23 protein-coding genes and 2 pseudogenes are annotated in these 24,200 nt (G+C 63.6%); 9 read left to right on the forward strand and 16 right to left on the reverse strand.

The features are described 5' to 3' along the window. Nucleotides 1-214 precede the first annotated feature (214 nt). The 3 genes and pseudogenes from AVCA_RS27270 to AVCA_RS26825 form a co-directional block, all read right to left on the reverse strand. Complete coding sequence (locus tag AVCA_RS27270) at nucleotides 215-415, reverse strand: hypothetical protein (RefSeq protein ID WP_012701805.1); 201 nt, start codon at nucleotides 413-415, stop codon at nucleotides 215-217. A gap of 486 nt (nucleotides 416-901) precedes the next feature. Then, a pseudogene (locus tag AVCA_RS27275) lies at nucleotides 902-1,461 on the reverse strand (MFS transporter); the annotation flags it as partial. 204 nt (nucleotides 1,462-1,665) lie between these two features. Continuing rightward, a pseudogene (locus AVCA_RS26825) lies at nucleotides 1,666-2,609 on the reverse strand (site-specific integrase); the annotation flags it as partial. A gap of 99 nt (nucleotides 2,610-2,708) precedes the next feature. Here AVCA_RS26825 and dusA point away from each other — a divergent pair. Both dusA and tal read left to right on the forward strand, forming a co-directional pair. Then, a complete protein-coding gene (gene dusA / locus AVCA_RS14830) occupies nucleotides 2,709-3,719 on the forward strand; it encodes a tRNA dihydrouridine(20/20a) synthase DusA (protein ID WP_012701810.1) in 1,011 nt (336 codons plus the stop codon). A gap of 142 nt (nucleotides 3,720-3,861) precedes the next feature. Beyond that, nucleotides 3,862-4,788: a transaldolase gene (gene tal, locus AVCA_RS14835; protein ID WP_012701811.1), complete on the forward strand. Its 927-nt coding sequence runs from the start codon at nucleotides 3,862-3,864 to the stop codon at nucleotides 4,786-4,788. Between the two features lie 48 nt (nucleotides 4,789-4,836). Here tal and rssC read toward each other — a convergent pair whose 3' ends face one another. The 3 genes from rssC to AVCA_RS14850 form a co-directional block, all read right to left on the reverse strand. Continuing rightward, on the reverse strand, nucleotides 4,837-5,319 hold the full coding sequence (gene rssC, locus AVCA_RS14840) for an anti-sigma factor antagonist RssC (protein ID WP_012701812.1): 483 nt from the start codon (nucleotides 5,317-5,319) through the stop codon (nucleotides 4,837-4,839). Beyond that, a complete protein-coding gene (rssB, locus tag AVCA_RS14845) occupies nucleotides 5,316-6,500 on the reverse strand; it encodes a two-component system response regulator RssB (protein ID WP_012701813.1) in 1,185 nt (394 codons plus the stop codon). Before rssB ends, rssC begins: the two co-directional genes overlap by 4 nt. Before the next feature lie 270 nt (nucleotides 6,501-6,770). Next, nucleotides 6,771-7,475, reverse strand: coding sequence for an MlaA family lipoprotein (locus AVCA_RS14850; RefSeq protein ID WP_012701814.1), 705 nt, complete (start codon nucleotides 7,473-7,475; stop codon nucleotides 6,771-6,773). Between the two features lie 436 nt (nucleotides 7,476-7,911). On the opposite strand from AVCA_RS14850, the gene AVCA_RS14855 reads away from it, so the two are divergent. Continuing rightward, the gene (locus AVCA_RS14855) at nucleotides 7,912-8,175 is read left to right on the forward strand and encodes a DUF4404 family protein (protein ID WP_012701815.1); all 264 of its coding nucleotides are present in this window, start codon (nucleotides 7,912-7,914) and stop codon (nucleotides 8,173-8,175) included. A gap of 168 nt (nucleotides 8,176-8,343) precedes the next feature. Then, nucleotides 8,344-9,741 (forward strand): adenylate/guanylate cyclase domain-containing protein, encoded by a 1,398-nt coding sequence (locus tag AVCA_RS14860; protein WP_012701816.1) that lies wholly within the window; start codon nucleotides 8,344-8,346, stop codon nucleotides 9,739-9,741. Between the two features lie 182 nt (nucleotides 9,742-9,923). Here the strand turns inward: AVCA_RS14860 and AVCA_RS14865 are convergent, their stop codons facing one another. From AVCA_RS14865 to recQ, 5 genes are all read right to left on the reverse strand, one after another. After that, a complete protein-coding gene (locus tag AVCA_RS14865) occupies nucleotides 9,924-10,985 on the reverse strand; it encodes a glycosyltransferase family 4 protein (protein ID WP_012701817.1) in 1,062 nt (353 codons plus the stop codon). After that, nucleotides 10,982-11,806 carry a UDP-2,3-diacylglucosamine diphosphatase gene (locus tag AVCA_RS14870; RefSeq protein WP_012701818.1) on the reverse strand — a complete coding sequence of 275 codons (825 nt, stop codon included), beginning with the start codon at nucleotides 11,804-11,806 and terminating at the stop codon, nucleotides 10,982-10,984. Before AVCA_RS14870 ends, AVCA_RS14865 begins: the two co-directional genes overlap by 4 nt. Nucleotides 11,807-11,899: 93 nt before the next feature. Then, nucleotides 11,900-12,196: an Rdx family protein gene (locus AVCA_RS14875; RefSeq protein WP_012701819.1), complete on the reverse strand. Its 297-nt coding sequence runs from the start codon at nucleotides 12,194-12,196 to the stop codon at nucleotides 11,900-11,902. An 80-nt stretch (nucleotides 12,197-12,276) separates the two neighbouring features. Then, entirely contained in the window at nucleotides 12,277-12,723 is a 447-nt protein-coding gene (locus AVCA_RS14880; RefSeq protein WP_012701820.1) for a MarR family transcriptional regulator, read from the reverse strand. Nucleotides 12,724-12,846: 123 nt separating this feature from the next. Beyond that, nucleotides 12,847-14,970, reverse strand: coding sequence for a DNA helicase RecQ (gene recQ, locus AVCA_RS14885; protein WP_012701821.1), 2,124 nt, complete (start codon nucleotides 14,968-14,970; stop codon nucleotides 12,847-12,849). A 241-nt stretch (nucleotides 14,971-15,211) separates the two neighbouring features. On the opposite strand from recQ, the gene AVCA_RS14890 reads away from it, so the two are divergent. Both AVCA_RS14890 and AVCA_RS14895 read left to right on the forward strand, forming a co-directional pair. Then, on the forward strand, nucleotides 15,212-15,799 hold the full coding sequence (locus tag AVCA_RS14890; protein ID WP_012701822.1) for a UPF0149 family protein: 588 nt from the start codon (nucleotides 15,212-15,214) through the stop codon (nucleotides 15,797-15,799). Between the two features lie 11 nt (nucleotides 15,800-15,810). Beyond that, the gene (locus AVCA_RS14895) at nucleotides 15,811-16,215 is read left to right on the forward strand and encodes a YbaN family protein (RefSeq protein WP_012701823.1); all 405 of its coding nucleotides are present in this window, start codon (nucleotides 15,811-15,813) and stop codon (nucleotides 16,213-16,215) included. Here AVCA_RS14895 and AVCA_RS14900 read toward each other — a convergent pair. The 3 genes from AVCA_RS14900 to cysK all read right to left on the reverse strand — a co-directional run bounded on the left by AVCA_RS14900 (nucleotide 16,181) and on the right by cysK (nucleotide 18,209). Next, on the reverse strand, nucleotides 16,181-16,822 hold the full coding sequence (locus AVCA_RS14900; RefSeq protein WP_012701824.1) for a tRNA-uridine aminocarboxypropyltransferase: 642 nt from the start codon (nucleotides 16,820-16,822) through the stop codon (nucleotides 16,181-16,183). The two genes, AVCA_RS14895 and AVCA_RS14900, sit on opposite strands and share 35 nt — an antisense overlap. An 89-nt stretch (nucleotides 16,823-16,911) precedes the next feature. Continuing rightward, the gene (locus AVCA_RS26480) at nucleotides 16,912-17,049 is read right to left on the reverse strand and encodes a PA1414 family protein (RefSeq protein WP_012701825.1); all 138 of its coding nucleotides are present in this window, start codon (nucleotides 17,047-17,049) and stop codon (nucleotides 16,912-16,914) included. Between the two features lie 182 nt (nucleotides 17,050-17,231). Then, nucleotides 17,232-18,209 (reverse strand): cysteine synthase A, encoded by a 978-nt coding sequence (gene cysK, locus AVCA_RS14905; protein WP_012701826.1) that lies wholly within the window; start codon nucleotides 18,207-18,209, stop codon nucleotides 17,232-17,234. A 169-nt stretch (nucleotides 18,210-18,378) separates the two neighbouring features. On the opposite strand from cysK, the gene AVCA_RS14910 reads away from it, so the two are divergent. After that, complete coding sequence (locus AVCA_RS14910; protein ID WP_012701827.1) at nucleotides 18,379-19,224, forward strand: AAA family ATPase; 846 nt, start codon at nucleotides 18,379-18,381, stop codon at nucleotides 19,222-19,224. Nucleotides 19,225-19,288: 64 nt separating this feature from the next. Next, nucleotides 19,289-20,467 (forward strand): vWA domain-containing protein, encoded by a 1,179-nt coding sequence (locus AVCA_RS14915; RefSeq protein WP_012701828.1) that lies wholly within the window; start codon nucleotides 19,289-19,291, stop codon nucleotides 20,465-20,467. A gap of 301 nt (nucleotides 20,468-20,768) precedes the next feature. Here AVCA_RS14915 and AVCA_RS14920 read toward each other — a convergent pair whose 3' ends face one another. Both AVCA_RS14920 and AVCA_RS14925 read right to left on the reverse strand, forming a co-directional pair. After that, nucleotides 20,769-21,542: a class II glutamine amidotransferase gene (locus AVCA_RS14920; RefSeq protein WP_012701829.1), complete on the reverse strand. Its 774-nt coding sequence runs from the start codon at nucleotides 21,540-21,542 to the stop codon at nucleotides 20,769-20,771. A 34-nt stretch (nucleotides 21,543-21,576) separates the two neighbouring features. Next, nucleotides 21,577-22,023, reverse strand: coding sequence for a hypothetical protein (locus AVCA_RS14925; RefSeq protein ID WP_012701830.1), 447 nt, complete (start codon nucleotides 22,021-22,023; stop codon nucleotides 21,577-21,579). A 104-nt stretch (nucleotides 22,024-22,127) separates the two neighbouring features. Between AVCA_RS14925 and AVCA_RS14930 the strand changes: the two genes are divergently transcribed. Next, nucleotides 22,128-24,176 carry a S9 family peptidase gene (locus AVCA_RS14930; protein WP_012701831.1) on the forward strand — a complete coding sequence of 683 codons (2,049 nt, stop codon included), beginning with the start codon at nucleotides 22,128-22,130 and terminating at the stop codon, nucleotides 24,174-24,176. Nucleotides 24,177-24,200 lie beyond the last annotated feature (24 nt).

Here is a 24,200-nt window from a genome sequence, read left to right on the forward strand (position 1 = left end):
CGCGCCGATGCTCAAGGCCCATATGGAGGCCTGGTTCGCCAGTCTCCAGGTCGGCATGCTCAGCCTATCGCTGACCGGGCTGGTGGGCGTCGGCCTGCTCTGGAAGCTTCACGGCAGCCGCAGGTCAGTCGAAGTAGCAGAGCCTGCCGTCGAACTTGCCAGCTCGAAGTAAGAGCATCAGCTCCGGGCCGCTGCCGGCCCGGAGCTGATGCTCTTACTTCCCACCGACTTCCCTGCCGGCAACTTTCTTCAAGGTAACGGTCTCTATGGCCTGCCCGCTCCGGGCGTTCAATGGGGCCATGGTTGAGCCGGGGGCAATTGCGAAAGTGCTCAGCGAGCCGATCAGGGCTATGCCGCCGGCCGCCGCCACACCGCCCAGGTAGCCGGTCGGCAGGGTCCAGAACAGCGGTTGCATGGTGACGAAGCCCGGAGGCGGCGAAGCAGAAAGCCAGCAGCACCGGGGCGGCGATACCCAGCGAGGCCATGTCCAGCATGTACATGGCCATAGGCAGGTGGGCGGCGTGCCGGTCGGCGAAATGAGTCACCAAGTACATGACCACCGCCGCGCACAGCCAGGGAATGGCGACTAACAGCCCGACCTCAAGGCCGACCGTGGTGCTGAGCAGTTCGGCGATGCGGGTCGGCAGGTAGATGATCCCTCGTAGACGCTCATCTGGATGCTGAAGTAGATCAGTATGAAGCCCAGCACGCGGCGGTTGCGGCGGTTGCTCAACAGTCCCCGCAGGTTGCACGGGCCGTGGTCGAGCTTGTGCTGGTCCTCGACCTGCAACTCATGGCTGAGCGCACTCTTTTCATCAGCGGTCAGTCATTTCGCCTCGTGCAGCTTGCTGTCGAGGTAGAACAGCACCACGCAACCCACCACCACGGCGGCCAGCCCCTCGACCAGGAACATCCACTGCCAGCTGGTCAGACCGAACATGCCGTGCATGTCCAGCAGCCAGCCGGACAGCGGACTGCCTAGCAACAGGGCGCACGGCAGGCCGAAATAGTAGATGCCGATCGCCTGGCCACGGCGCGCCGCCGGGAACCAGTAGGTCAGATAGAGGATCACCCTCGGCGAGAAGCCCGCCTCGGCGACACCAAGCAGAAAGCGCAGGACGTAGAAGGTGGTCTCGTCGCGGCTGAACATCATGGCGGCCGAGACGAAGCCCCAGGTGATCATAATCCGGCTCAGCCAGACCCGGGCGCCAACCTGGTGCAGCATGAGGTTGCTCGGCACCTCGAACAACGCGTAGCCGATGAAGAAGATCCCCGCCAGAGCGAAGGCGGCGTTGCCCAGACTGAGGTCGGCCTGCAGGGCGGCTTGGCGAAGCCCACGTTGGCACGGTCGATCATAGCCAGCGCGAGGAACGGCAGGAGGCGCCAGCGGCACTTGGCAATGGTGCTGTCGATATGGGCAAGGTGCTCTGCACTGGTCGTGCTTCTTATACTTGTTGTCATGGTATCCCCTAGCCGGGTCTGCGGAACGAAGAAATGGATGACAGCGGGCGCCACGGCCGCACAGGCGGACGCGCAAGAACCTGCTGCAAGCAATGATCATCGGGACGGGAGGTGCTATGCGCAACGCATTAAGTCGATGCGTTCAGGCTGATACATTGCGTAGAGAGGGTTTTGTTTTGAGCAGCGCTTGCAATGTTGGGAGAATTTGTGGCGCAGGTCGTGGAAATGCAGGTCCTCGATCCCGAGCAGGTGGCACGCCCGCGTCCAGGCCGAGCCGAGCCGATGGACTTGCCGTTGTAGGGAAAGATCTCCTCCCGCTCCCGCGGCATGCTCTGCAGGATCGCCCAGGCCTCGTCGGGCAGATGACACCAGACGTCGTTGCCGATCTTCTGCCCAGGGTTTTTCATGTCGCGGACCAGCACGGCGCGTCGCTTTTCGTCGACGTCCGCCCAGCGGATGCGGGTGATCTCGTCCTGGCGTCGCGTGCTGAAAAGCGCGAATCCCACGATCTTCAGCATGTTGGCCGACGACGGGCCGGCGGCGCAGAATGTCTTCGAAGTGGCACAGCAGCCTGTCCAGCTCATCCAGCACAGGCCGTCGGTCGCGTTCCTCGCTTCTCAGGTTCACCCCGAGCTTCTTCAGCGTCCTGCGGGCGCCGGCCATCGCGTGCTGGTCGATCTCCGTATCCCCACGCCGGCCTGGCCACGGACAGCACCGCCCCAGGTGGGCCAGATCATTGCCCACCGTCTGCCCGAGCACGCGCCCGCCATCGTCGCCCATTCGCCACTGGGGGCATACCGGACCAGTGCCTGACTCGTGATTTCGAGGTCGGTCGGCGTACCGATCCAGGTTTCGCCGATGGCCTCCAGCGTGGCCCGCTTCGTTTTGCCGAGCGGGCCGATCCGTTCGACCTCATCGAGGTACCTGGCAATGATATCCCTGAGCATGGAACCGCCGCGGCCCGCCCGTTCTATCGCGCCCGGCTCGGCAAGCTCGGTCTATCGCCGCTTCGCCCATGCCTGCGCCGCCTGCTTTCGGGCGAAGGTCTGGCTCTCTTGATAAACTTGAACGCCATTTTTCTTGATGCGGGTCTGAGCGGTATAACTCACCGATCCGTCTCTGAGTTTTCGGGCTCGAATGGCTGCCATGAGCGGTGATATGCGAGGTTAGCGCGGTGGTACATCGTACCACTGAGCATCGAAAAACCCGGAAACACCCCAAAACACGACCGAAACGCGCAGGAAGAAATGCTCGAGAAATCAAGCTCAACCCAAGCAACCACGCGCCCCGAGCCGTCCCGCCGCTTCTGCGTGGCGCCGATGCTCGACTGGACCGATCGACATTGCCGCTTCTTTCTCCGGCAGTTGTCGTACCATGCCCTCCTTTATACCGAGATGGTCACCACTGGCGCGCTGCTGCATGGTGATGCCCGGCGTTTTCTGCGCCATGAGCGGATGGAGCATCCCCTCGCCCTGCAACTGGGTGGCAGTGTTCCTGGCGAATTGGCCGCCTGTGCGAGGCTGGCCGAGGAGGCCGGCTACGATGAGATCAACCTGAATGTCGGCTGTCCGAGCGACCGAGTGCAGAACAACCTGATCGGAGCCTGCCTGATGGGCGATCCGGCACGGGTGGCCGATTGCGTGAAGGCGATGCGCGATGCGGTGACCATTCCGGTCACGGTCAAACATCGCATTGGTATCGATGGTCGGGACTCTTATGGCGAACTCCGCGACTTCGTCGGTCAAGTATGCGAAGCCGGTTGCCGGAGCTTCATCGTGCACGCTCGCATCGCCATCCTCGCCGGGCTATCGCCCAAGGAGAACCGCGAGATCCCGCCGCTGCGCTATGAGATAGTCGCGCAGCTCAAGCAGGACTTTCCCGATCTGGAAATCGTCTTGAATGGCGGAATCAAAACCCTGGAAGAATGTCGCCTGCACCTGCGTTCCTTCGACGGAGTGATGATCGGTCGCGAGGCCTATCACAATCCCTATCTGCTCGCCCAGGTCGACCGCGAGCTGTTCGACAGCCCTCTGCCGGCGCTCAGTCGGCACGAGGCCCTGAAGCGTCTTCGCCCCTACATCCAGCAATATCTGAACGAAGGTGGCGCCCTGCACCATATCACTCGCCACGTGCTGGGCCTGGGACAGGGCTTTCCCGGGGCACGCCGCTTCCGCCAGTTGCTGTCGGTGGACATTCACAAGGCCGACGATCCTCTGGCGTTGTTCGACCGAGCGGTGACGCTGCTCGAAGGACGCTGAGGAGTCGCTTAGGGAACGTTGTGCCATGCCAGGTATCGAAGCGCTGGCCGCTCCACGGTTTTCCGAACAGGCCCCCGAGTTGCCCGTTGAGTGCACCCCGGTGCTCGGGTAAGGTCAGGCAATCGCAAAAAGGACAGAGTTCATGACATCCAAGCTGGAGCAACTCAAGCAACACACCACGGTAGTCGCCGATACCGGCGATCTGGATGCCATCGCCCGCCTGCAGCCGGTCGATGCCACCACCAACCCCTCGCTGCTGCTCAAGGCCGCCAGCCTACCCCGCTACGCCGGACTTCTGGAGCATGCGATAACAGGCTGCAGCGGCGACCTAGGATTGGCCTGCGATCGCTTCGCCGTCGCCGTGGGCCAGGAAATTCTCGGGGTCATTCCAGGGCGCATCTCCACCGAGGTGGACGCTCGCCTGTCCTTCGACAGCCAAGCCACCATCGGTCGGGCCGAGCGCCTGATCGGCCTCTACGAGCAGGCCGGCATCACCCGCGAGCGCGTACTGATCAAGATCGCCGCCACCTGGGAAGGTATCCGCGCGGCGGAACGCCTGGAGAAGGCCGGTATCCAGACCAACCTGACCTTGCTGTTCTCTTTCGCCCAAGCCGCGGCCTGTGCCGATGCGGGAGTGTTCCTGATTTCTCCTTTCGTCGGACGCATCTACGACTGGTACAAGAAGGCCGAGGGACGCGACTTCGCCAGCGTGGAAGACCCTGGCGTACAGTCGGTCACGCGCATCTACAACTATTACAAAGCCAATGGCTATGACACTGTGGTGATGGGCGCGAGCTTCCGCAACCTGGGGCAGATCGAACAACTGGCCGGCTGTGATCGCCTGACCATCAGCCCCGAACTGCTGCAGCAACTGGCCGGAGAACAGGGTTCCCTGGAGCGCAAGCTGGCTCCCGGCAGTAGCGGAGAACCCCGTCAGACGCTGGATGAGCCAACCTTCCGTTGGGCGCTCAATGAAGATGCCATGGCTACGGAAAAGCTGGCCGAGGGCATCCGCCTGTTCGCCCGCGACCAGATCAAGCTGGAGGCACTGCTGAGCGAGAAGATCTGATGCAGGAGGCGGGGCGTCCCGAGGACCGCTCCGCCCCCCGGAATCCGGTTACTGGCGCTCGAGAGCGCTGACCAGATCGTGGAAAGCCTCCCGGTTGGACTCGTTCAGCCCCATGAGGATGCGGTGCGCTTCCAGCACCTTGGCCTTGACCACCTCTTCCGACTGGTCCTGGGAAGGTAGTTCGGAAAGACATTCGGGACAGGGAACCGGGCGATCGACGATGTTGAATACCTGATCGAAGCCCATCGACTGCAGCAGGCGGGTGATGTCCGGATGGGTCGTCACCACTGTCGGCAACATGCCGACCTTTTGCCGGGAGAGAATCGAAAGCTTGGCCAGAAGCCCCAGGGTAGTACTGTCGATGCTCTGAGTTTCGGTCAGGTCGATGACAATAGCGGAGAAGTTGAGGGCAGCGAAGATCCGCTCGATAGTGTCATCCAGAGCCGAACACAAGGTCAGCCGGATTTCTCCGACGAACTTGAGGACGAAGGTGCCGCTTTGCTCGGCGAACTGGATTTTCCCAATACTCATGCAAGGTTCCTGTTCAACACCAGCAAGGCGATATCATCCGGCATTTCGCCCAGCTGGGCCAATCCCAATACCTGGCGCAATCCATCCAGAGTACCTCCTGCAGCCCTTACGCGGTCCGGCAGAACGGCCTCTCTCTCTTTGAGCGTCTCCCCCGGCAAAAGATCCAGTACTCCATCCGATACCAAGGTCAGGCTGAAGGATGCTGGCAACTGCAACTCGTAATTTTCGTAGTGGGCATCCTGAAACAGGCCGACCGGCAGGCCGCTCCCCTTCAGGTAGGAAGCCTCGCCATCGCTATAAAACACTGGCAACGGCAGATGCCCCCCTACACAGTAGGTTAGCCGATCGGCAGCCAAGTCGATCAGGCCACCAAGCATGGTCACATGCTTGCCCAGCTTGCAATTGATCAAGCCACGGTTGATGTGGGCAAGCACATCGGAGGGCTTGAAGTCGGGAAAAGCGCCATTGCGCCGAAACTCGTACAGCAGGCGCGTGGTCATGAACTTGAGTAGCACGGTGACGAATGCGGAAGAAGCGCCATGGCCGGAAACATCGGCCAAGTAGAAGCCCAAGCGGCGCTCATCGATCCGAAAATAGTCGACGAAATCGCCCGACAAGTAGAGGGAGGGGATGATCTTGTGGGCGAAACACAATCCATCCACTTCCCAAGGCGTTTCCGGCAGCATGTTCAACTGCACTTGGCGCCCGGCATTCTGGTCCTCTTGCAACAGGCTCAGGCTGGCCTGCAACTCCCGGTTGGCGACCTCCAGCTTTTCCCGATAGCGGCGGTTCTCCACACGCAGACGCGCTCGGTCCAGTGCCCGACGAACCGAATGCTCGAGCACGGCAAGGTCTTCCAGCGGCTTGATCAGGTAGTCGGCCGCACCGAGGCGAAGCGCCTCGACCACATCGCTCATGACTCCCGCACCGGACATGACGATGACAGGGGTTTCGCCCTGCTGCTCGCTCATCCGCCGGATCAGCTCCAGGCCATCGATCTGCGGCATGCGCAGGTCGCAAATGACCAAGTCAGGCTCCTCGTTCTCGAAGACCTCGAGCCCTAGCAGGGCGTTACCTGCCTGCAACACCTGGAAACCGCTGTCCTCCAGGTAGGCCGCAAGGCTGGCACGGACGACTTCGTCGTCATCGATTATCAGCAGCTTGGCACTGGAATTGTGCATGAGGTATCCGGGCTGACTGCGCAGGGAGAGGATATACAGCCTGCCCCTGGCCAAAGCACTAGTGGTGAGTTCGCATCACGGCGCAGACGGTACTCCCATCTGCCTGGTGATTCAAGCATGCGCTGGTAACCATATTTGCGAGCGCAAAATGCATGATGTGTCGCTATAAAGGCACGACCGCCGCACTCTGCTCGGCACCCGAAGGCAGGAACCACGACAGGGGGAATGCCAGTCAGAAAGACTGGCATGTAGGGCACCGGGACAGATGCCTCAGAAGTCGTCTTCCACTTTGCCGTCCTGCACCTTGAATTCCCGATTCTGCAGGTAGGCGTTGCGAATGAAGATGTATTTGTCACCAGTGATGAGCTTTTCCGCCGACAGCAGACTGGCACGCGTATCCACGACCTCGATGCCGAACATGATGTTGCGGCTCCGGACATCGTCATCCATGTATGGATAGGGTTTCGTATAAGCGTCTACGAGCAATCCACCGCCATCACGCACCGTGCTCGACCCGAAAAACGGCAATACCACATAGGGACCACTCGGGACCCCCCAGGCGCCCAGGGTCTGCCCGAAGTCCTCGTCATTACGATCAAGTCCCATCTTGGTAGCTACGTCGAAAAAGCCCAGCACGCCCACGGTGCTGTTGAACAGAAACCTGCTGCTGTCGACACTCGCATCGTGGAACTTGGCCTGCATCAGGTCATTGGCCAGATTGCCAACATCGCCGATGTTGCGATAGACGTTATGAATGCCGTCCTCGAGAAATTGCGGGGTAATCGCCTGATAGCCTTTGGCAACCGGCTTCAGAAAATAGGTATCCAGGGTGTCGTTGAAACGGAATATTGCCCTATTGACCCCTTCCCAAGGGTCTTCCTCAGCAACCGCTGCCACTACGGGCAACAGGGCCAGCCCGGCACAGACTAGTGAACGGCCCAATCGTTTGGTCCGGTCGGCGGCAATCACACGCATTGCAGGTACCTCCTCCGCGAAGAATTATTCATATGGTGGCCGAGTATATAGTCTGCTATGCATTCAGGCAGCAGCAGAACCGCGATTGTGGATAAAACCAAAGTCATACTCGGTCACAGGCTCTTGCAATCAGGCTAACGCCGAAGCGACCAAGCCGACGCCGGAGCGACGTCAGTCATCCATGTGTCACATATCACCACTATTTTTGCTGCGCTGAAGCCAGGCCCCACCGCCTGGCTACTGGGAAGAAACCGGCTCGACGCAAATCCTGCCCGATCAGGGGGGAAAGAACCATGCATCCCGGAGGCCGGAGCTCCAATTGGCCAGCTCCATATCGACGAAAATGGCAAAACCTTTCCCCCGTTGATCAGGATCAAGCAGGCACTAACGGCCTGAACTATTCTCTTTACAAGGAAATTTCATAAGGAGATTTATCATGCCCGAAAATCTGCAGCGACATTTACAGGAGCTACGCGATCAACTGGCGCAGAATCCGTCGATGAGCGCCGATGAGCGCGCCAGGATGTCCTCCCTCATTCAAGAAATCGAACTACAGCTGGCCCGTGACGCGGGTGGCGCACCGAGCGACAGCCTGGTGGATGGCCTCAACCTGGCCGTGGAACGTTTCGAGGCCCAGCACCCGGCGCTCGCCGTGACTCTGCGCAATATCCTGCAAAGCCTGGCCAACATGGGCATCTGAGCGCCTGCGGCGACCATCGGTGAGCAGAAAACCCCGGTCCGATCATACCTGAAAGTCGCATACGCTATCTTTCAACGCCTGATTGTAACCATTACGGCTAAAGCATAAGCTCCTGCACCCATAATAAGCATAAGCTCCAGCAGTAGCGGCAAGGAAGGCTTCCCCCTCATGAAAGACGTAAGTAGTAGTTGCCCAGACGGACTGCCCACCTTTCCTTCTTACTCGCTGCGCCAATACTACTCGCGCATGCTGGCCTACATCTCAGCTGCCGCAAGCATCGCCACAGGCATCTACGTACAGTATTTCAGCTACGACATTCTCTGGCTGATCCCCTATGCCCTGCTCTATCCCCCTCTTGCCCACCACCTCAGTCAGGGTTACCGACTCGACCATCCGCAACAGACCAACCAGGTTCTGCTGTTCTTCGATGCGATCCATGTCGGATCGGCAGCAGCGCTTCTGGGCTTCTCCATAGTACCCAGCCTGATGCTCCTGTTGACGCTTTGCTTCGGCGCCCTCATGACAGGCGGCACACGCAATCTGACACTTGCCATGCTGGTAGCCCTGAGCACGGCACTACTGGCCAACATGCTGCTGGCGCCCGCCTACCTGGGTCCCACGACCGATATCGTCTCCTTGGTGAGTATTGCCCTCACCATGCTGTACGTCTGTATCACCGCCTGCTTCGTCCATCGGCAGAGCCAACGGCTGATTCAGATTCGCGCCGAGATCAAACAGGAGCAGGAGAAGTCCGCCCAACTGGCCAGCAGCCTGGCCAAATACCTGTCGCCCCAGGTCTGGGAATCGATCTTCACCGGAAAAAAGAGCGTATGCCTGGAAACCCAGCGCAAGAAGCTCACCGTGTTCTTCTCCGATATCAAGGGTTTCACCGAGCTGTCGGAAGAGCTCGAAGCCGAGGCCCTGACCGACCTGCTCAATAATTATTTGAACGAAATGTCGAAGATCGCCCTGAAATATGGCGGCACCATCGATAAGTTCGTTGGCGACTCGGTGATGGTGTTCTTCGGCGATCCCACCACCGAAGGTGCGAAGAACGACGCGGTCGCTGCGGTATCCATGGCCATCGCCATGCGCAAGCACATGAAGGTGCTGCGCCAGCAGTGGCGCGCCCAGGGCATCACCAAGCCCCTGGAGATCCGCATGGGCATCAACACCGGCTATTGCACGGTCGGCAACTTCGGTGCCGACACCCGCATGGACTACACCATCATCGGCCGCGAGGTGAATCTAGCCAGTCGTCTGGAAAATGCCTCGGAGGCCGGTGAGATTCTCGTTTCCCACGAAACCTATTCCCTGGTGAAGGATGTGATCATGTGCCGCGACAAGGGCCAGATCACGGTGAAGGGCTTCAGCCGGCCGGTACAAATCTATCAAATCGTCGATTTCCGGCGCGACCTGGGTGCCGTTTCCAGCTTCATCGAACACGAGATGCCAGGTTTCTCCATGTATCTGGATACCAACGATATCCAGAATTTCGACAAGGAGCGGGTCATTCTGGCCTTGCGCCAGGCTGCGGAAAAGCTCAGGGACAAAGTGATCGTCTAGCGGACTCTGCAAAGCGACGAACCCCGCCGCCAGAATGGCCTGGGTGGGGGACGTGGCAGCCTCATGCAAAGCACGCCAGCCACCGTAACGAGCCCTCCCTGAAGGCCTATCGGGGCGGCCGATTTTCCCCGCCCTGCTCCAACCTCGCAGTAGCATGGGGAGCCGGGCTCGCGAGCACGCGCTTAGTCGGCCAAGGCATCCGCCTGCTGGAACCCCGTGCATACCTGCGCCAGGGGGTATGGCTCGCCATCCAGCAGTACCTGGTGAGCCAGGAATTCGAGTGCCGAGGCGCGCCAGGACTGCCGCCCGGCCAATTCGGCACACCGCTCGCGGTCCAGCACCAACGCGGCCAGACAGGCTCTGCCGAGGTCCTCGTCGAGCACACCGCTCACATCCGCCTCCACCACATCCAACGGACCCGGCACCGGAAACGCCGCTACCGGTGTGCCGCAGGCCAGCGCCTCCAGCATCACCAGACCGTAGGTGTCGGTACGCGAAGGGAATACCAGCACGCTGGCCTCGGCATAGGCTGCGGCCAGCTCACGACCATGACGGTAGCCGAGGAAGCGGGCCTCGGGATAACGCGCCTCCAGTTCCGCACGCTGCGGCCCGTCGCCGACCACTCGCTTTTCGCCCGGCAGATCGAGGGCCAGGAAGGCCTCCAGATTCTTTTCCAGAGCGATCCGCCCGACATAGAGAAAGACCGGCCGCTCCGCCGCCACATTCCGCTCCGGCTGGGGAGAAAACAGACGGGTATCGACCCCCTTGCGCCAGATGACCAACCGCGACAGCCGCCAATGGCTGAACTCATCGCGCAGTCGCGCGGTGCTCACCAACACCGCACGACTCGGCCGATGAAAGGCGCGCAGCAAGGCATAGCCCCAGCTCAGCGGCAACCATGGCCAACGGGTATGCACATACTCAGGGAAGCGCGTGTGGATGGCCGTGGAAAACGCCATCCCGTGTTTCAGCAGCCAGCGCCGTGCCGCCCAGCCAAGAGGCCCTTCGGTGGCCAAGTGTGCACAATCCGGCCGAAACGCCCGGATTGCCGGCCCCACTCGCCAGAGATCCCAGACCAGCGGGATCTCCGGATAGGTAGGACAGGGCCGGGAGCGAAAATCGCCCGGTGACAGCAGCCGTACTTCATGCCCCAACTCGCGCAACTCGCCGATCAGGTACTGCAGGCTGGTGACCACACCGTTGACTTGCGGCAACCAGGCATCGCTGACGATCAGGACTCTCATGCGGCCGTCTCGATGACATTCGCCAGCTCGGCTCCCTGACGCATCGGAAACGCCTGCTCCTCGGCCAGACGATAGAGCTCGATGGTGCCATCCCAGTGCTCGATCAGGGCCGTGCAGGACTCCACCCAGTCACCGCAATTGAGATATTCCACCTCCCCCATGCGGCGGATCTCCGCATGATGGATATGCCCGCAGACCACGCCATTGAAACCACGGCGCAGACACTCGCGGGAGATGGCCTCTTCGAAGTCGCTGATGAAGTTCACCGCCGTCTTCACCTTGTACTTGAGAAAGGCCGACAGCGACCAGTAACCGTAGCCCCAGCGCTCGCGCCAGTGATTGAGCCAACGATTGAGAATCAGGGTGAAACCGTAGGCCGAGTCGCCGAGGAAGGCCAGCCACCTGTGGCAGCGGGTAACCACATCGAACTGGTCGCCGTGGATCACCAGCAACCGCCGGCCATCGGCCGTGACGTGCTCGGCCTCGTCGACCAGATGGATATTGCCCAGCATCAGCGCCGAATAGCGCCGCAGGAACTCGTCATGATTGCCAGTGACATAGATCACCGTGGTGCCGCGCTTGCTCATGGTCAGCAGGCGACGGATGACGTTGGTATGGGCCTGCGGCCAATAGATGCCACTGCGCAACCGCCAGCCGTCGATGATGTCGCCGACCAGGTACAGGGTATCGGCGTGATAGCGTTTGAGAAAACTCGCCAGGTACTCGGCCTTGCAGTCCCGCGTACCGAGGTGCACATCGGAAATCCAGAGGGTGCGGACAGATTGCTTGTCGGTCTGCTGAAAGAGGTGGGCGCTACTCATCGGCAATCTCCGGCGGGGTTTAACCGATCTTCCACACCGGGAATGAAGAGGCCGTGACGAGGCCGGGTCGATTCGATGACAACGCCCCAGTCGCTATCGGGAACCCCGGGGACGATCGCTGTGGCCGAGATCGCGGTCCGGCGCGATCAGATCGCGCACTCGCTGCTTGAGCGCCTTGGCTTCGGGAAAGCCGCCATCGGCCTTGCGCTCCCAGATCTGCACGCCATCGCAGGTGATGCGAAACACTCCGCCGCTGCCGGGCTCCAGGCTGACCTTGGCGAGATCCTCGCCGAAGGTGCTGAGCAGCTCCTGGGCCAGCCAGGCGGCACGCAGCAGCCACTGGCACTGGGTGCAGTAGGTGATGAGGATTTCCGGCTTGGTCGCGGTCATGGCGCCTCCGGGAAACCGTGACAGCTCAACTATCAGGATAGCGCCGCTGTCCGGACACCGCCGCAGCCGGTCAAGGCACTTCAGCGCTTCTCCAGATTGGCGAGAATCCGCGCATGCACCTGCTGGCAGAGACGCAGCTCTTCCGGGTCGATCCCATCGAAGAGTTCCTGGCGCAATTGGGAGGAAATCGCCTCGATCTGTTCGATCAACGGCACCGCCACCGGATTCAGCACGATCCGCTTGGCCCGGCGGTCCTCGGCCACCGCCTGGCGACTGACCAGTCCCTGCGCCTCCAGGGTGTCCAGCAACCGAGCCAGGGTCGGCCCCTCGACGGCCACGCTTTCGGCCAGCTCGCGCTGCGTCGGCCATTTCCCGGCACGCGTTTCGAAACGGGCAAGGTGCAGCAACACCAGCCAGCGCGCCTGCGATAAGCCCATCCCGGACAACCGGCGGTCCAGTTCGGCACGCCAGGCACGCGACAATTGGGCAAGTTGCATCGCAAAACGATGCTGATTCAAGTAGGACATGGGAAAGCTCGCACTAGTACCTGGACTAATTATTAGTGTGCTAACCGTAACCGCAAGTCGAATAATATGCCACGCGACTTTTAGTCAGGGAATGTCGACAGCGGCCCGCTCACGAGTCGCCGATCAAGGATCGAGTTCGGTCTGCAGGGCCGCACGCACGCAATGCAGCACGCCCTGCGGCACCCGTTCGCCGAACTGCTCGGCCAGCGCCGCGACCGGCGGCAGCTCGCCATCGCCGTCGAGAAAGGCGTCATGGATCTCGCCCAGCAGTTCCTCGGGCAGGTCGAGCGCCTGTTCGAGCGTGAGCTGGCGACGAACGATGGCCTCGGCCAGCAGGCTATAGACATTTTTTTCGGTGCAGTCCAGTTGACGGGCGATCTGCGCCGGCGTCATGCCGGCACGCGCCAGACTGACCAATTCGTGACGCAGATCGGTCACCGGTTTCGGCGCCCCGGCGGACCTGTTCAGTACCTCGAGGAAGGCCTCGCCATAGCGCTCCAGCTTGCGTGCACCGACGCCATTGACCCGCGCCATCTCGGACAGTGAGCGCGGCCGGCTGCGCAGCATTTCCAGCAGCGTGGCATCGGGAAAGATCACGTAAGGCGGCACCGAGTGCTCTTCCGCCAGCCTGCGGCGCAGTGTACGCAGCGCCTCCCACTGTTCGCGCTCGTCGTGCCGGACCAACTGGCTGGCGGCGCTGGCCGTCGGCCGTGGCGCCTGCGGCTTGAGGTCGCGGCGCAGCTCCAGGCGCACTTCGCCACGCAGCAGCGCCCGGCAGCCCTGGTTCAGACGCAGGCCGCCATAGCCATCCAGATCCACATCGGCCAGTCCGCGGGCGACCAACTGGCGAAACAAGGTGCGCCATTCCCCCTCGCCATGCGCCTTGCCGACACCGAACACCGATAGATGCTGGTGGCCCAGGCCGCGCACCTTGTCGTTGTCGCGGCCGAGCAGGATATCCACCAGATGGCCGACGCCATAGCGCTGGCCGCTGCGGTAGATGGCCGACAATGCCTGACGGGCGGCCTCCGTGGCATCCCAGGTCTGCACGCCGTCGACGCAGTTGTCGCAGTGGCCGCAGGGCTTGGCCAGTTCCTCGTCGAAATAGGCCAGCAGCGCCTGGCGGCGGCAGCGGGTTTCCTCGCACAACGCCAGCATGGCGTCGAGCTTGTGCTGCTCGATGCGCTTGTGCCGCTCGTCGCCTTCGGAATTGTTGAGCATCTGCTTGAGGAAGATGACGTCCTGCAGGCCATAGGCCATCCAGGCATCCGCCGGCAGGCCGTCGCGCCCGGCCCGGCCGGTTTCCTGGTAATAGGCCTCCAGCGATTTGGGCAGGTCGAGATGGGCGACGAAGCGCACGTTGGGCTTGTCGATGCCCATGCCGAAGGCGATGGTCGCCACCATGATCAGCCCTTCCTCGTTGAGGAAGCGCTTCTGATGCAGGGTGCGCAGCTCGTTGGACAGTCCGGCGTGGTACGGCAGGGCCGGAAAACCCTGCTCGGAGAGGAAGGCGGCCAGTTCCTCCACCTTCTTGCGCGACATGCAGTAGACGATCCCGGCGTCGCCGCGGCGCTCGGCGAGAAAGCCGAGCAACTGCTTGCGCGGCTGATCCTTGGCGACGATGCGGTAGAAGATATTCGGCCGGTCGAAACTGGAAAGAAAGCGCTCGGCGTTTTCCAGATGCAGGCGCTGGACGATTTCCTCGCGCGTGCGCTTGTCCGCCGTGGCGGTCAGGGCGATGCGCGGCACCTGCGGGAAGAGTTCGGCGAGTTGGCCGAGTTGCAGGTATTCGGGACGGAAATCGTGCCCCCACTGGGACACGCAGTGCGCCTCGTCGATGGCGAACAGGCCGATCGGCAGGCGCTGCAGGAAGGCCAGCATGCGCGGCTGCACCAGACGCTCCGGGGCCAGATAGAGCAGCTTGATCCCGCCCTGACGGATCCGCTCGGCGATCTCGCGCTGCTCGTCGAGGCTCAGCGTGGAATTCAGCGCCACCGCCGGCACGCCCAGTTCGTCGAGGGTGGCGACCTGGTCCTCCATCAGCGCGATCAGCGGCGAAACCACCACCGCCAACCCCTCGCGCAACAGTGCCGGCACCTGGTAGCAAAGCGACTTGCCACCACCGGTCGGCATCAGCACCAGGGCATCGCCGCCACGAGCGACGCGTTCGATGATCGCCGCCTGGTTGCCACGAAACGCATCGTAGCCGAAGACTTCCTTGAGAATGCGCTGGGCCTGTTCGAGCATGGACACTCCAGACGGAGCAACGAGGCCGGATGGCCCGTCGGGTTGAATCGACCGCACGGCTCCGGGCGGGGCCGTCATGAAGCGCCGTATTATACGTGACTGCCCGGCCGTCGCCCCCATTTGGACATCAGCCGAATGCCCGTCCCGTGCGGCTGACCACGAAAAAAACCGCGCAACGGCAAGCCGCCGGGCGCTATCCGGGCTAAAATCCAGCCTCCCGAACCCTCAAGGTAGTCGCGCCATGTCCTTCGCCGAGCAATTGTCCCGCCTGCAAGCCTTTCTCGACGCCGACGATCTGCATGAAGAGGCGTTGGACTACGTCGCCGCCCACGGCTATCTGACAGCACTGTCGATCTGTCCGAACCCCGTGCCCGAGCACGAATGGATCGACGCCCTGTTCGCCGAACCGCCGCACTACCGCAGCGACCTCGAGCAGGAAGAGGTCGAATCCACGCTAGTCCTGCTCAAGGCTCATATCGCCCGTCAGTTGGCCAGCGACGAGGAGCCCGAGTTGCCTTGCGAACTCGACCTGGGCGACGATCCCGACGACTCCGACCTGCGCGGCTGGTGCATCGGTTTCATGGAAGGGGTGTTCCTGCGCGAGGAAGCCTGGTTCGAGGAAGCCGAGGAAGAAGTCAGCGAACTGCTGCTGCCGATCATGATCGGCTCGGGCCTGTTCGAGGATCAGCCGGACTTCGCGGAAATCGCCCATGACCGCAAGCTGGTGGACGAAATGATCCAGCAAATCCCGGACCTGCTCACCGCGCTGTTCCTGCTCTGCCACGCTCCCGAGGAAAAACCGGCGCTGCTCAAACCGCGTCCCAACTGAGAGGGAGCGGAATGACGCGGATCGTCCGCGAGAGCCAGTCCCGCCTGGTGCGCCATGCCCTGCAGGCGGCGGGCCTGCTCAGCCTGGCGCTGGGAGTGATCGGTATCTTCCTGCCGCTGCTGCCGACCACGCCCTTCCTGCTGCTGGCCGCCGCCTGCTTCATGCGCAGCTCGCGGCGCTTCTACTTCTGGCTGATCGGCCATCCCCGCCTGGGTCCCTGGATCCGCGATTACCTGGATGGCGAAGGCATTCCTCTCAAGGGCAAGGTCTACGCGGTCGGCCTGATGTGGACGAGTATTCTGCTGTCCTGCTATCTGATTCCGTTGTTGCCGGCACGCCTCTTCATGCTGGCCAGTGCCACCCTGGTCACGATCTATATCCTCAGGCAGAAGACCCGGCCGGTGCGGAACGACTGATCGGGGCCGCCGGATCGCCCTCGTGATTGCGTCGATAGACCGTCTCTCCCATGGCCGCTATCTGTCCCTCGATCAGCGCCTCGAAAGGCCGCAGCATGGCATCGAAGCGCCCGGCCCCCTCGAGAAGGTTCAGGGCGCAGACGATCGCTTCGATGGTCGACAGTGCTCCCGCCATCGGCGCCTTGCGCAACCGGTAGCGCGACGACAGGCCCTCCGGCAGGGCGACCCGCGGCAGAGCCGCCAATTGCGGATTGAGATGAAGCAGCCGGCGGGCCTTGCGCCAGGTGCCGTCCGGCACGACCAGTTGCAGGGGCGCCCCGTCGCGCGCCAGCTCGGCCAGCGGCATGGCTCCCGCGCCGGGAAACAGCAGGCAGCTGCGCCGGGGACCATGCGCCAGCTCCGCCTCCAGTTCAGGGAAGGTTTCGCCGACCCGCAACTCGCCATTGTCCAGGGCCAGGGCAGCCAGACGGGCGGTGTTCAGAGCGTGCGAAGCCTCGCCGGGATGCTGCAGGATCAGCACCCGGGTGCGGCTGGACAGGCGGGGGACGAGCGCGCACAGACAATGGCCCAGCGGGCGGGCGCAACGGGAACAACGGGGACGCGACATAAATTCTCCTCGGCGGAGAAGTCTGCCACAACCCGGACGGGACGGAAAAACGGAACAGGGCGCCCGCAGGCGCCCTGTCGGATCAGCGATCAGCGGCGGCGTGCCCGCTCCTCGGCCAGACGACGACGTTCGTCGCTTTCCAGGGGAATGGGCTGCATGCGCCCGGCGGCATCCAGACCGAACAAGGTAGCAAGATCGGTGAGCAAACGATTGAGCCAAGCGTTCATGACCAGTCCTCCGGTTACGACCAAGTGGGGCTTTCGGACGGCCGTTGCATGGGCAACCCATGCCATCCTTGTCTTCAGGATAGCCGCTGTTTCGTCCTTACGGTCTGACCCGTATCAAAAAGGCACCGGCGGAACCGCGCCGCTTCGCCGGGACATACGACGAAAGCGGCCCCCGCCACGCCTTACTGGGTCAGTTCCTGCTCGCTGAACAGCCCCTCGAACAGCATGCTCGACAGGTAACGCTCGCCGGAGTCGGGCAGGATCACCACGAGGGTCTTGCCCTGCAGCGCGGGCTCGTGCTCGGCCAGCCGCACGGCGGCAGCCATGGCCGCGCCGCTGGAGATCCCGCAGAGAATGCCCTCCTCGCGCATCAGGCGCAGGGCCATGTCCTTGGCCTCGTCGTCGGTGATCCGCTCGACCCGGTCGACCAGGGTCAGATCCAGGTTCTTCGGCACGAAACCGGCGCCGATGCCCTGGATCTTGTGCGGCGCCGGCTTGACTTCCTCGCCGGCCAGGGTCTGGCTGATCACCGGCGAGCCGGCCGGCTCGACGGCCACCGAGAGCAGCGGTTTGCCGCAGGTCTGCTTGATGTAGCGGGACACCCCGGTGATGGTGCCACCGGTTCCGACTCCGGCGACCAGCACGTCCACGGCGCCATCGGTGTCGTTCCAGATCTCCGGACCGGTGGTCTTCTCGTGGATCGCCGGGTTGGCCGGGTTGTCGAACTGCTGCGGCATGAAGTACAGCCCGGAATCGGCGGCGGCGATCTCGGTCGCCTTCTCGATGGCGCCCTTCATGCCCTTGGCCGCCTCGGTGAGCACCAGCTCGGCACCCAGCGCCTTGAGCACCTTGCGCCGCTCCAGGCTCATCGACGCCGGCATGGTGAGGATCAGCCTGTAGCCGCGCGCCGCGGCGACGAAGGCCAGGCCGATGCCGGTATTGCCCGAGGTCGGCTCGACCAGGGTCATGCCAGGCTTCAGACGTCCACTGGCCTCAGCGTCCCAGACCAGATTGGCGCCGATCCGGCACTTGACCGAATAGGACGGGTTGCGTCCCTCGATCTTGGCCAGGATGGTCACGCCCTGCGGGGCCAGGCGGTTGATCTTGACCAGCGGCGTATTGCCGATGGACTGTGCGTTGTCGGCATAGATGCGGCTCATGGCGCTTTCCCTGTTGAGTGCCAGAAAGATGGGCAAGCCTAAGTCGCCGTGCTGGCGCCGTCCAGACCCCATCACGCCTGCAGCGACGCCCGCACTTGGTTATAGTCGGCTCCTGGTTCGGTCACCACGGACCGACGCGCACCGGCGCCATCCCATGCGAGGATTCACGATGAAGTTCCAGGGCACTTCCACCTACGTGGCCAGCGACAGTCTCAGGCTCGCCGTCAACGCTGCCATCACCCTGCAGCGTCCCCTGCTGGTCAAGGGCGAGCCGGGCACCGGCAAGACCCTGCTCGCCGAGCAACTGGCCCAATCGCTCGACACCCGGCTGATCGCCTGGCACATCAAATCCACCACCAAGGCCCAGCAGGGCCTCTACGAATACGACGCGGTGAGCCGCCTGCGCGACTCGCAACTGGGCGTGGACAAGGTCCACGACGTGCGCAACTACCTGCGCAAGGGCAAGCTGTGGGAAGCCTTCGAGGCCGAGGAGCGGGTGGTCCTGCTGATCGACGAGATCGACAAGGCCGACATCGAGTTCCCCAACGACCTGCTGCAGGAACTCGACCGCATGGAGTTCTTCGTCTACGAGACCGGCGAAACGGTCAAGGCCCGCCAGCGACCGATCGTGGTCATCACCTCGAACAACGAGAAGGAACTGCCCGACGCCTTCCTGCGCCGCTGCTTCTTCCACTACATCGCCTTCCCCGACCGCGAGACGCTGCAGAAGATCGTCGACGTGCACTTTCCCGGCATCAAGGGCGAACTGGTGGCCGAGGCGCTGGATGTGTTCTTCGACGTGCGGGGGATTCCCGGACTGAAGAAGAAGCCCTCCACCTCCGAGCTGGTCGACTGGCTGAAGCTGCTGCTGGCCGACGACATCGACCTCGCCGCGCTGCGCGAGCGCGACCCGGCCAAGGCCATCCCGCCGCTGGCCGGCGCCCTGGTGAAGAACGAGCAGGACACGCAACTGCTGGAGCGCCTGGCGTTCATGGCACGCCGCGGGACCCGCTGAGCACCGCGCCATCCGCGAGCAAACGATCCGACGGCTCGATAGACAGATAGACGAGGCTGCCGCCATGCTGCTCAACCTGTTCAACGAAATGCGCGCGGCCAGGGTACCGGTCTCGCTGCGCGAACTGCTCGACCTGATCGAGGCGCTCGAACGGCGGCTGGTGTTCGCCGACATGGACGAATTCTACTTCCTCGCCCGCACCGTCCTGGTCAAGGACGAACGGCACTTCGACAAGTTCGACCGGGCCTTCGCCGCCTACTTCCGGGGCCTGGAAAACCTCGACGACCTGCTCGAGGCGCTGATCCCCGAGGAGTGGCTGCGCAAGGAATTCGAGCGCCAGCTGAGCGACGCGGAGAAGGCGCAGATCCAGTCCCTGGGCGGCCTCGAGAAGCTGCTGGAAACCTTCAGGAAGCGACTGGCGGAACAGCAGGAACGGCACGCCGGCGGCAACAAATGGATCGGCACCGGCGGCACCAGCCCCTTCGGCTCGGGCGGCTATAACCCCGAGGGTATCCGCATCGGCGAGGCCGGCGAGCGCCGGGGCAAGGCGGTCAAGGTCTGGGAAAAACGCGAATACCGCAACCTCGACGACCAGGTCGAACTCGGCACGCGCAACCTGAAGATGGCGCTGCGCCGCCTGCGCAGCTTCGCCCGCCAGGGCGCCGCCGAGGAACTCGACCTCGACGCCACCATCGCCCACACCGCGCGCGACGCCGGTCTGCTCAACATCCAGTTGCGCCCGGAACGGCACAACAGCGTGAAGCTGCTCCTGCTGCTGGACATCGGCGGCTCGATGGATGCCCACGTGAAGGTCTGCGAGGAACTGTTCGCCGCCTGCCACAGCGAGTTCAAGCACCTGGAGCACTACTACTTCCACAACTTCATCTACGAGAGCCTGTGGAAGGACAACCGCCGGCGCCATTCCGAGCGCATCGCGACCCACGACCTGCTGCACAAGTACGGGCCGGACTACAAGGTGGTGTTCGTCGGCGACGCCTCCATGTCCCCCTACGAGATCCTCCAGCCCGGCGGCAGCGTCGAGCACTGGAACGAGGAGCCCGGCCTGGCCTGGATGCAGCGTTTCACGGAGATCTACCGCAAGCTCATCTGGATCAACCCGTCCCCCGAACATGCCTGGAACCACGGCAGCTCGATACGGATCGTCCGCGACCTGGTCGGGCAGCGCATGTATCCCCTGACCCTGAGCGGGCTGGAGGAAGGCATGCGCTATCTGGCCAAGTGATGCCTTGGGCGTGTCATCAATTGTTTCCCGCGTTGCGACGGAGCCTGTTTTGGCACAGGGCAAGGCGCGAGGAGAGAAGTTTGGTCATTCCAAACGAACGACGAGCAACGCCGCACTGTGCCAAAACAGGCCCGTCCCTGCGGGTGGGGCCGCCTAGGCTGCGCCGGAAATGGGGCCAGGCGGCGTTGCAGCCTTTGGCAAGGGAATGACCATTGCCTGCAGGCTGCGCCTTGCCGAACGCGGCCCGGCCTGGCCCCATTTCCGGCAGCAACGCAACCGGGGAAACAATTGATGACACGCCCTAAACCCTGCCGCGGGCGATGCACTCGCCCAGCCGCCACAGCGTCCACTCGCCCGGCCGATGGGCGATCCAGGTTTCGTTGGCGGTCAAGGGCTCGGTGGCCAGTACCGTCACTACGTCGTTCGGCGTCGTCTCGGCCTGAAAGTCCACGGTCAGGTCGGCGTCCTTCAGCCGCGCCGGGCCGAAGGGCGAACGGCGGGTGATCTCCGCCAGCTTGGTGGTGCAGAAGCTGAACAGCCAGTCGCCGTTGCCCAGCAGGCAGTTGAACACACCCTTGGCACGATACTCGTCGCAGGCTTTCACCAGGACCGGCAACAGTTCCCGCTCCGCCACCGGCTCGGGAAAGGCCTGCCGCACCCGGTTGAGCAGGTCGCAGAAAGCCCGCTCGCTGTCGGTGTCGCCCACCGGCCGGTAGAACCCCGTCGGCGGCTGGAAATCCGCCAGTTGGCCGTTATGGGCGAAGCACCAGTTGTGGCCCCAGAGTTCGCGCACGAAGGGATGGGTATTGGCCAGGCAGATGCGCCCGACGTTGGCCTGGCGGATGTGGCCGATGACCAGTTCGCTCTTGATCGGATAACGCTGCACCAGCCGGGCCACTTCGGAATCGGCGCTCGCCGCCGGGTCCTGGAACAGCCGCACGCCGCGCCCCTCGTAGAAGACGATGCCCCAGCCGTCGCGGTGCGGTCCGGTGCGCCCGCCGCGCTGCATCAGGCCGGTGAAGCTGAAGACGATATCGGTCGGAACGTTGGCGCTCATGCCGAGCAGTTCGCACATCGCGGGGGTTCCTCGCAGACGACCCGGACCGGTTTCAGAAACGCCGGTCGGCGCGCAGGCCCTGCGTCCCGCCGGCTTCGCCACGCTTCACCGGCTCGCGCACCGCCGGCTCCTCGCCAGCGTCCGCCGGCGCAGGGCCGAGCACGCCCCGCCGGCGCAGCAACAGCCAGCGCGCCCCGATCAGCGACAGATACAAGGCCATACCGATCATCCCGTACAGCGCCAGATCGGCCACCGCGCGCCAGGCGTTGCTGTCGACGCCGAACAGCAGGTCGAGAGCGGTGACGGCGATGGCCGGCGCGAACAGCCCCTCGCCCGGATCGACGATGGTCGGAGCCAGCAGCAGCACCGCCATGAGCACCCGCAACGGCTCGTACAGCCCGCGCCACATCCAGCGGGTCAGGCGGAACCAGACCAGCAGGCAACCCAGCGCGGCGATGCCGTAGACAGTCCAGGCAAGCAGATAGTCGTTATCGATCATGGCGGTGTGAGACTGGCGGAAGGGTGCTTATCATAACGATATTTCCCCGCCGCGGCGCCACTGCCGGAATTCGCGCCGTCGGCTGCCAGCCGCCAGGAGCCGCCATGCCGCAACCCCCCATCGCCCGAATCGAGAGCCATTGTGCCGATCCCTACCGCTGGCTGGAGCAGCGCGACGACCCACAGGTGCTCGCCTATCTGGAAGCGGAGAACGCCTACCTGGAGGCCGAGCTCGCGGATGTCGGCGCGCTGCGCGAGAGCCTGTTCCAGGAGGTCAAGGGCCGCATCCGCGAAACCGACCTGTCCCTGCCGGTACCCTGGGGACCCTGGCTCTACTACCAGCGCACCACAGCCGGCGACGAATACCCGCGCCACTACCGCTGCCCGCGCCCGGCGGACGGCTCGCTACGGACCGACACCAGCCGCGAGGAACTGCTGCTCGACCCAAATGCCCTGGCCGACGGCGGCTACCTGTCGCTCGGCGCCTTCGAGATCAGCCCCGACCACCGTTGCCTGGCCTACAGCCTGGATAGCAGCGGCGACGAGATCTACCGGCTGTTCGTCAGGGAGCTGGACAGCGGCGTGCTGCACGAACTGCCCTTCGAGGACTGCGACGGCAACATGACCTGGGCCAACGACAGCCGGACGCTGTTCTTCGCCGAACTGGACGACACCCAGCGCCCGCACAGGCTGTACCGCTACCGGCTCGGCGACGACGAGACCGAGCTGGTGTTCAACGAGCCGGACGGACGCTTCTTCATTCATTGCTACCGCGCCAGCTCCGAGCGCCAGTTGCTCCTCCTGAGCAGCAGCAAGACCACCTGCGAGGCCTGGACGCTGGATGCCGAACGCCCGCAGGAAGCCTTCGTCTGCCTGGCGCCGCGCCAGGAGGGCCACGAGTACTACCCCGACCACGGGCGCATCGACGGCGACTGGGGCTGGCTGATCCGCAGCAACCAGGACGGCATCGAATTCGCCGTCTACCAGGCCCCCGAGGGTGCGCCGGGGCGCGAGCACTGGCGGCCGCGGATCGCTCACGACGCGGCGCGGATGATCGAGGACCTCAGCCTGAACGCCGCGGGCTTCGTCCTCAGCCTGCGCGAGAAGGGTCTGCCGATCGTCGAGGTGCACCCGGCCGAGGCCACGCCCTACCGCGTTGAACTGCCGGACGCCGCCTACAGCCTGGACGTGCAGGACATCCTGGAATTCGACAGCCCGGTGATCCGCCTGCGCTACGAGGCGCTCAACCGCCCGGCGCAGATCCGCCAGTTGGACCTGGCCAGCGGCGCCCAGCGAGTGCTCAAGGAAACCCCGGTGGAAGGACCGTTCGACGCCGACGACTATCTCAGCCTGCGGCTCTGGGCCGAGGCGGCCGACGGCGCGCGCATCCCGGTCAGCCTGGTCGCCCGCCGCGACATCCTCCGAGGCGAGGGGCAAAAGCGCCCCGCTCCGCTCTATCTCTATGGCTACGGCGCCTATGGCGAGAGCCTCGACCCCTGGTTCTCCCACGCCCGGCTGAGCCTCCTGGAGCGCGGCTTCGTCTTCGCCATCGCCCATGTGCGCGGCGGCGGCGAACTGGGCGAGGCCTGGTACCGCGCCGGCAAGCTGGAACACAAGGAAAACACCTTCGGCGACTTCATCGCCGTGGCCGAGCACCTGATCGCCGAGGGCGTCACCTGCGCCGACCGGCTGGCGATCAGCGGCGGCAGCGCCGGCGGCCTGCTGATCGGCGCCGTGCTCAACCGGCGTCCGGAGCTGTTCGCCGCGGCGATCGCCGAGGTGCCCTTCGTCGACGTGCTGAACACCATGCACAACCCCGAGCTGCCGCTGACCGTCACCGAGTACGACGAGTGGGGCGATCCGCGCGATCCCGAGGTCCATGCCCGGATCGCCGCCTACGCCCCCTACGAGAACGTGCGCGCCCAGGCCTACCCGGCGATCCTCGCGGTGGCCAGCTACCACGACAGCCGGGTGCAGTACTGGGAGGCGGCGAAGTGGGTGGCCAGGCTGCGCGCCAGCAAGACCGACGCCAACCTGCTGCTGCTGAAGACCGAGTTCGGCGCCGGCCACGGCGGCATGAGCGGACGCTATCAGGCACTCAGGGACGTGGCGCTGGAATACGCCTTCCTGCTCAGGGTGCTCGGCCGGGTCTGAGACCCGGAGCCAGCCTTGGCAAGG

The sequence above is a fragment of the Azotobacter vinelandii CA genome, from assembly GCF_000380335.1.
Lineage (GTDB): Bacteria > Pseudomonadota > Gammaproteobacteria > Pseudomonadales > Pseudomonadaceae > Azotobacter > Azotobacter vinelandii.

Bases quoted from the DNA above. Each gene is read 5' to 3' on its own strand.
- AVCA_RS27270 (WP_012701805.1), bottom strand. From the start codon at position 415: ATGCAACCGCTGTTCTGGACCCTGCCGACCGGCTACCTGGGCGGTGTG.
- dusA (WP_012701810.1), top strand. From the start codon at position 2,709: ATGCTCGAGAAATCAAGCTCAACCCAAGCAACCACGCGCCCCGAGCCG.
- tal (WP_012701811.1), top strand. From the start codon at position 3,862: ATGACATCCAAGCTGGAGCAACTCAAGCAACACACCACGGTAGTCGCC.
- rssC (WP_012701812.1), bottom strand. From the start codon at position 5,319: ATGAGTATTGGGAAAATCCAGTTCGCCGAGCAAAGCGGCACCTTCGTC.
- rssB (WP_012701813.1), bottom strand. From the start codon at position 6,500: ATGCACAATTCCAGTGCCAAGCTGCTGATAATCGATGACGACGAAGTC.
- AVCA_RS14850 (WP_012701814.1), bottom strand. From the start codon at position 7,475: ATGCGTGTGATTGCCGCCGACCGGACCAAACGATTGGGCCGTTCACTA.
- AVCA_RS14855 (WP_012701815.1), top strand. From the start codon at position 7,912: ATGCCCGAAAATCTGCAGCGACATTTACAGGAGCTACGCGATCAACTG.
- AVCA_RS14860 (WP_012701816.1), top strand. From the start codon at position 8,344: ATGAAAGACGTAAGTAGTAGTTGCCCAGACGGACTGCCCACCTTTCCT.
- AVCA_RS14865 (WP_012701817.1), bottom strand. From the start codon at position 10,985: ATGAGAGTCCTGATCGTCAGCGATGCCTGGTTGCCGCAAGTCAACGGT.
- AVCA_RS14870 (WP_012701818.1), bottom strand. From the start codon at position 11,806: ATGAGTAGCGCCCACCTCTTTCAGCAGACCGACAAGCAATCTGTCCGC.
- AVCA_RS14875 (WP_012701819.1), bottom strand. From the start codon at position 12,196: ATGACCGCGACCAAGCCGGAAATCCTCATCACCTACTGCACCCAGTGC.
- AVCA_RS14880 (WP_012701820.1), bottom strand. From the start codon at position 12,723: ATGTCCTACTTGAATCAGCATCGTTTTGCGATGCAACTTGCCCAATTG.
- recQ (WP_012701821.1), bottom strand. From the start codon at position 14,970: ATGCTCGAACAGGCCCAGCGCATTCTCAAGGAAGTCTTCGGCTACGAT.
- AVCA_RS14890 (WP_012701822.1), top strand. From the start codon at position 15,212: ATGTCCTTCGCCGAGCAATTGTCCCGCCTGCAAGCCTTTCTCGACGCC.
- AVCA_RS14895 (WP_012701823.1), top strand. From the start codon at position 15,811: ATGACGCGGATCGTCCGCGAGAGCCAGTCCCGCCTGGTGCGCCATGCC.
- AVCA_RS14900 (WP_012701824.1), bottom strand. From the start codon at position 16,822: ATGTCGCGTCCCCGTTGTTCCCGTTGCGCCCGCCCGCTGGGCCATTGT.
- AVCA_RS26480 (WP_012701825.1), bottom strand. From the start codon at position 17,049: ATGAACGCTTGGCTCAATCGTTTGCTCACCGATCTTGCTACCTTGTTC.
- cysK (WP_012701826.1), bottom strand. From the start codon at position 18,209: ATGAGCCGCATCTATGCCGACAACGCACAGTCCATCGGCAATACGCCG.
- AVCA_RS14910 (WP_012701827.1), top strand. From the start codon at position 18,379: ATGAAGTTCCAGGGCACTTCCACCTACGTGGCCAGCGACAGTCTCAGG.
- AVCA_RS14915 (WP_012701828.1), top strand. From the start codon at position 19,289: ATGCTGCTCAACCTGTTCAACGAAATGCGCGCGGCCAGGGTACCGGTC.
- AVCA_RS14920 (WP_012701829.1), bottom strand. From the start codon at position 21,542: ATGTGCGAACTGCTCGGCATGAGCGCCAACGTTCCGACCGATATCGTC.
- AVCA_RS14925 (WP_012701830.1), bottom strand. From the start codon at position 22,023: ATGATCGATAACGACTATCTGCTTGCCTGGACTGTCTACGGCATCGCC.
- AVCA_RS14930 (WP_012701831.1), top strand. From the start codon at position 22,128: ATGCCGCAACCCCCCATCGCCCGAATCGAGAGCCATTGTGCCGATCCC.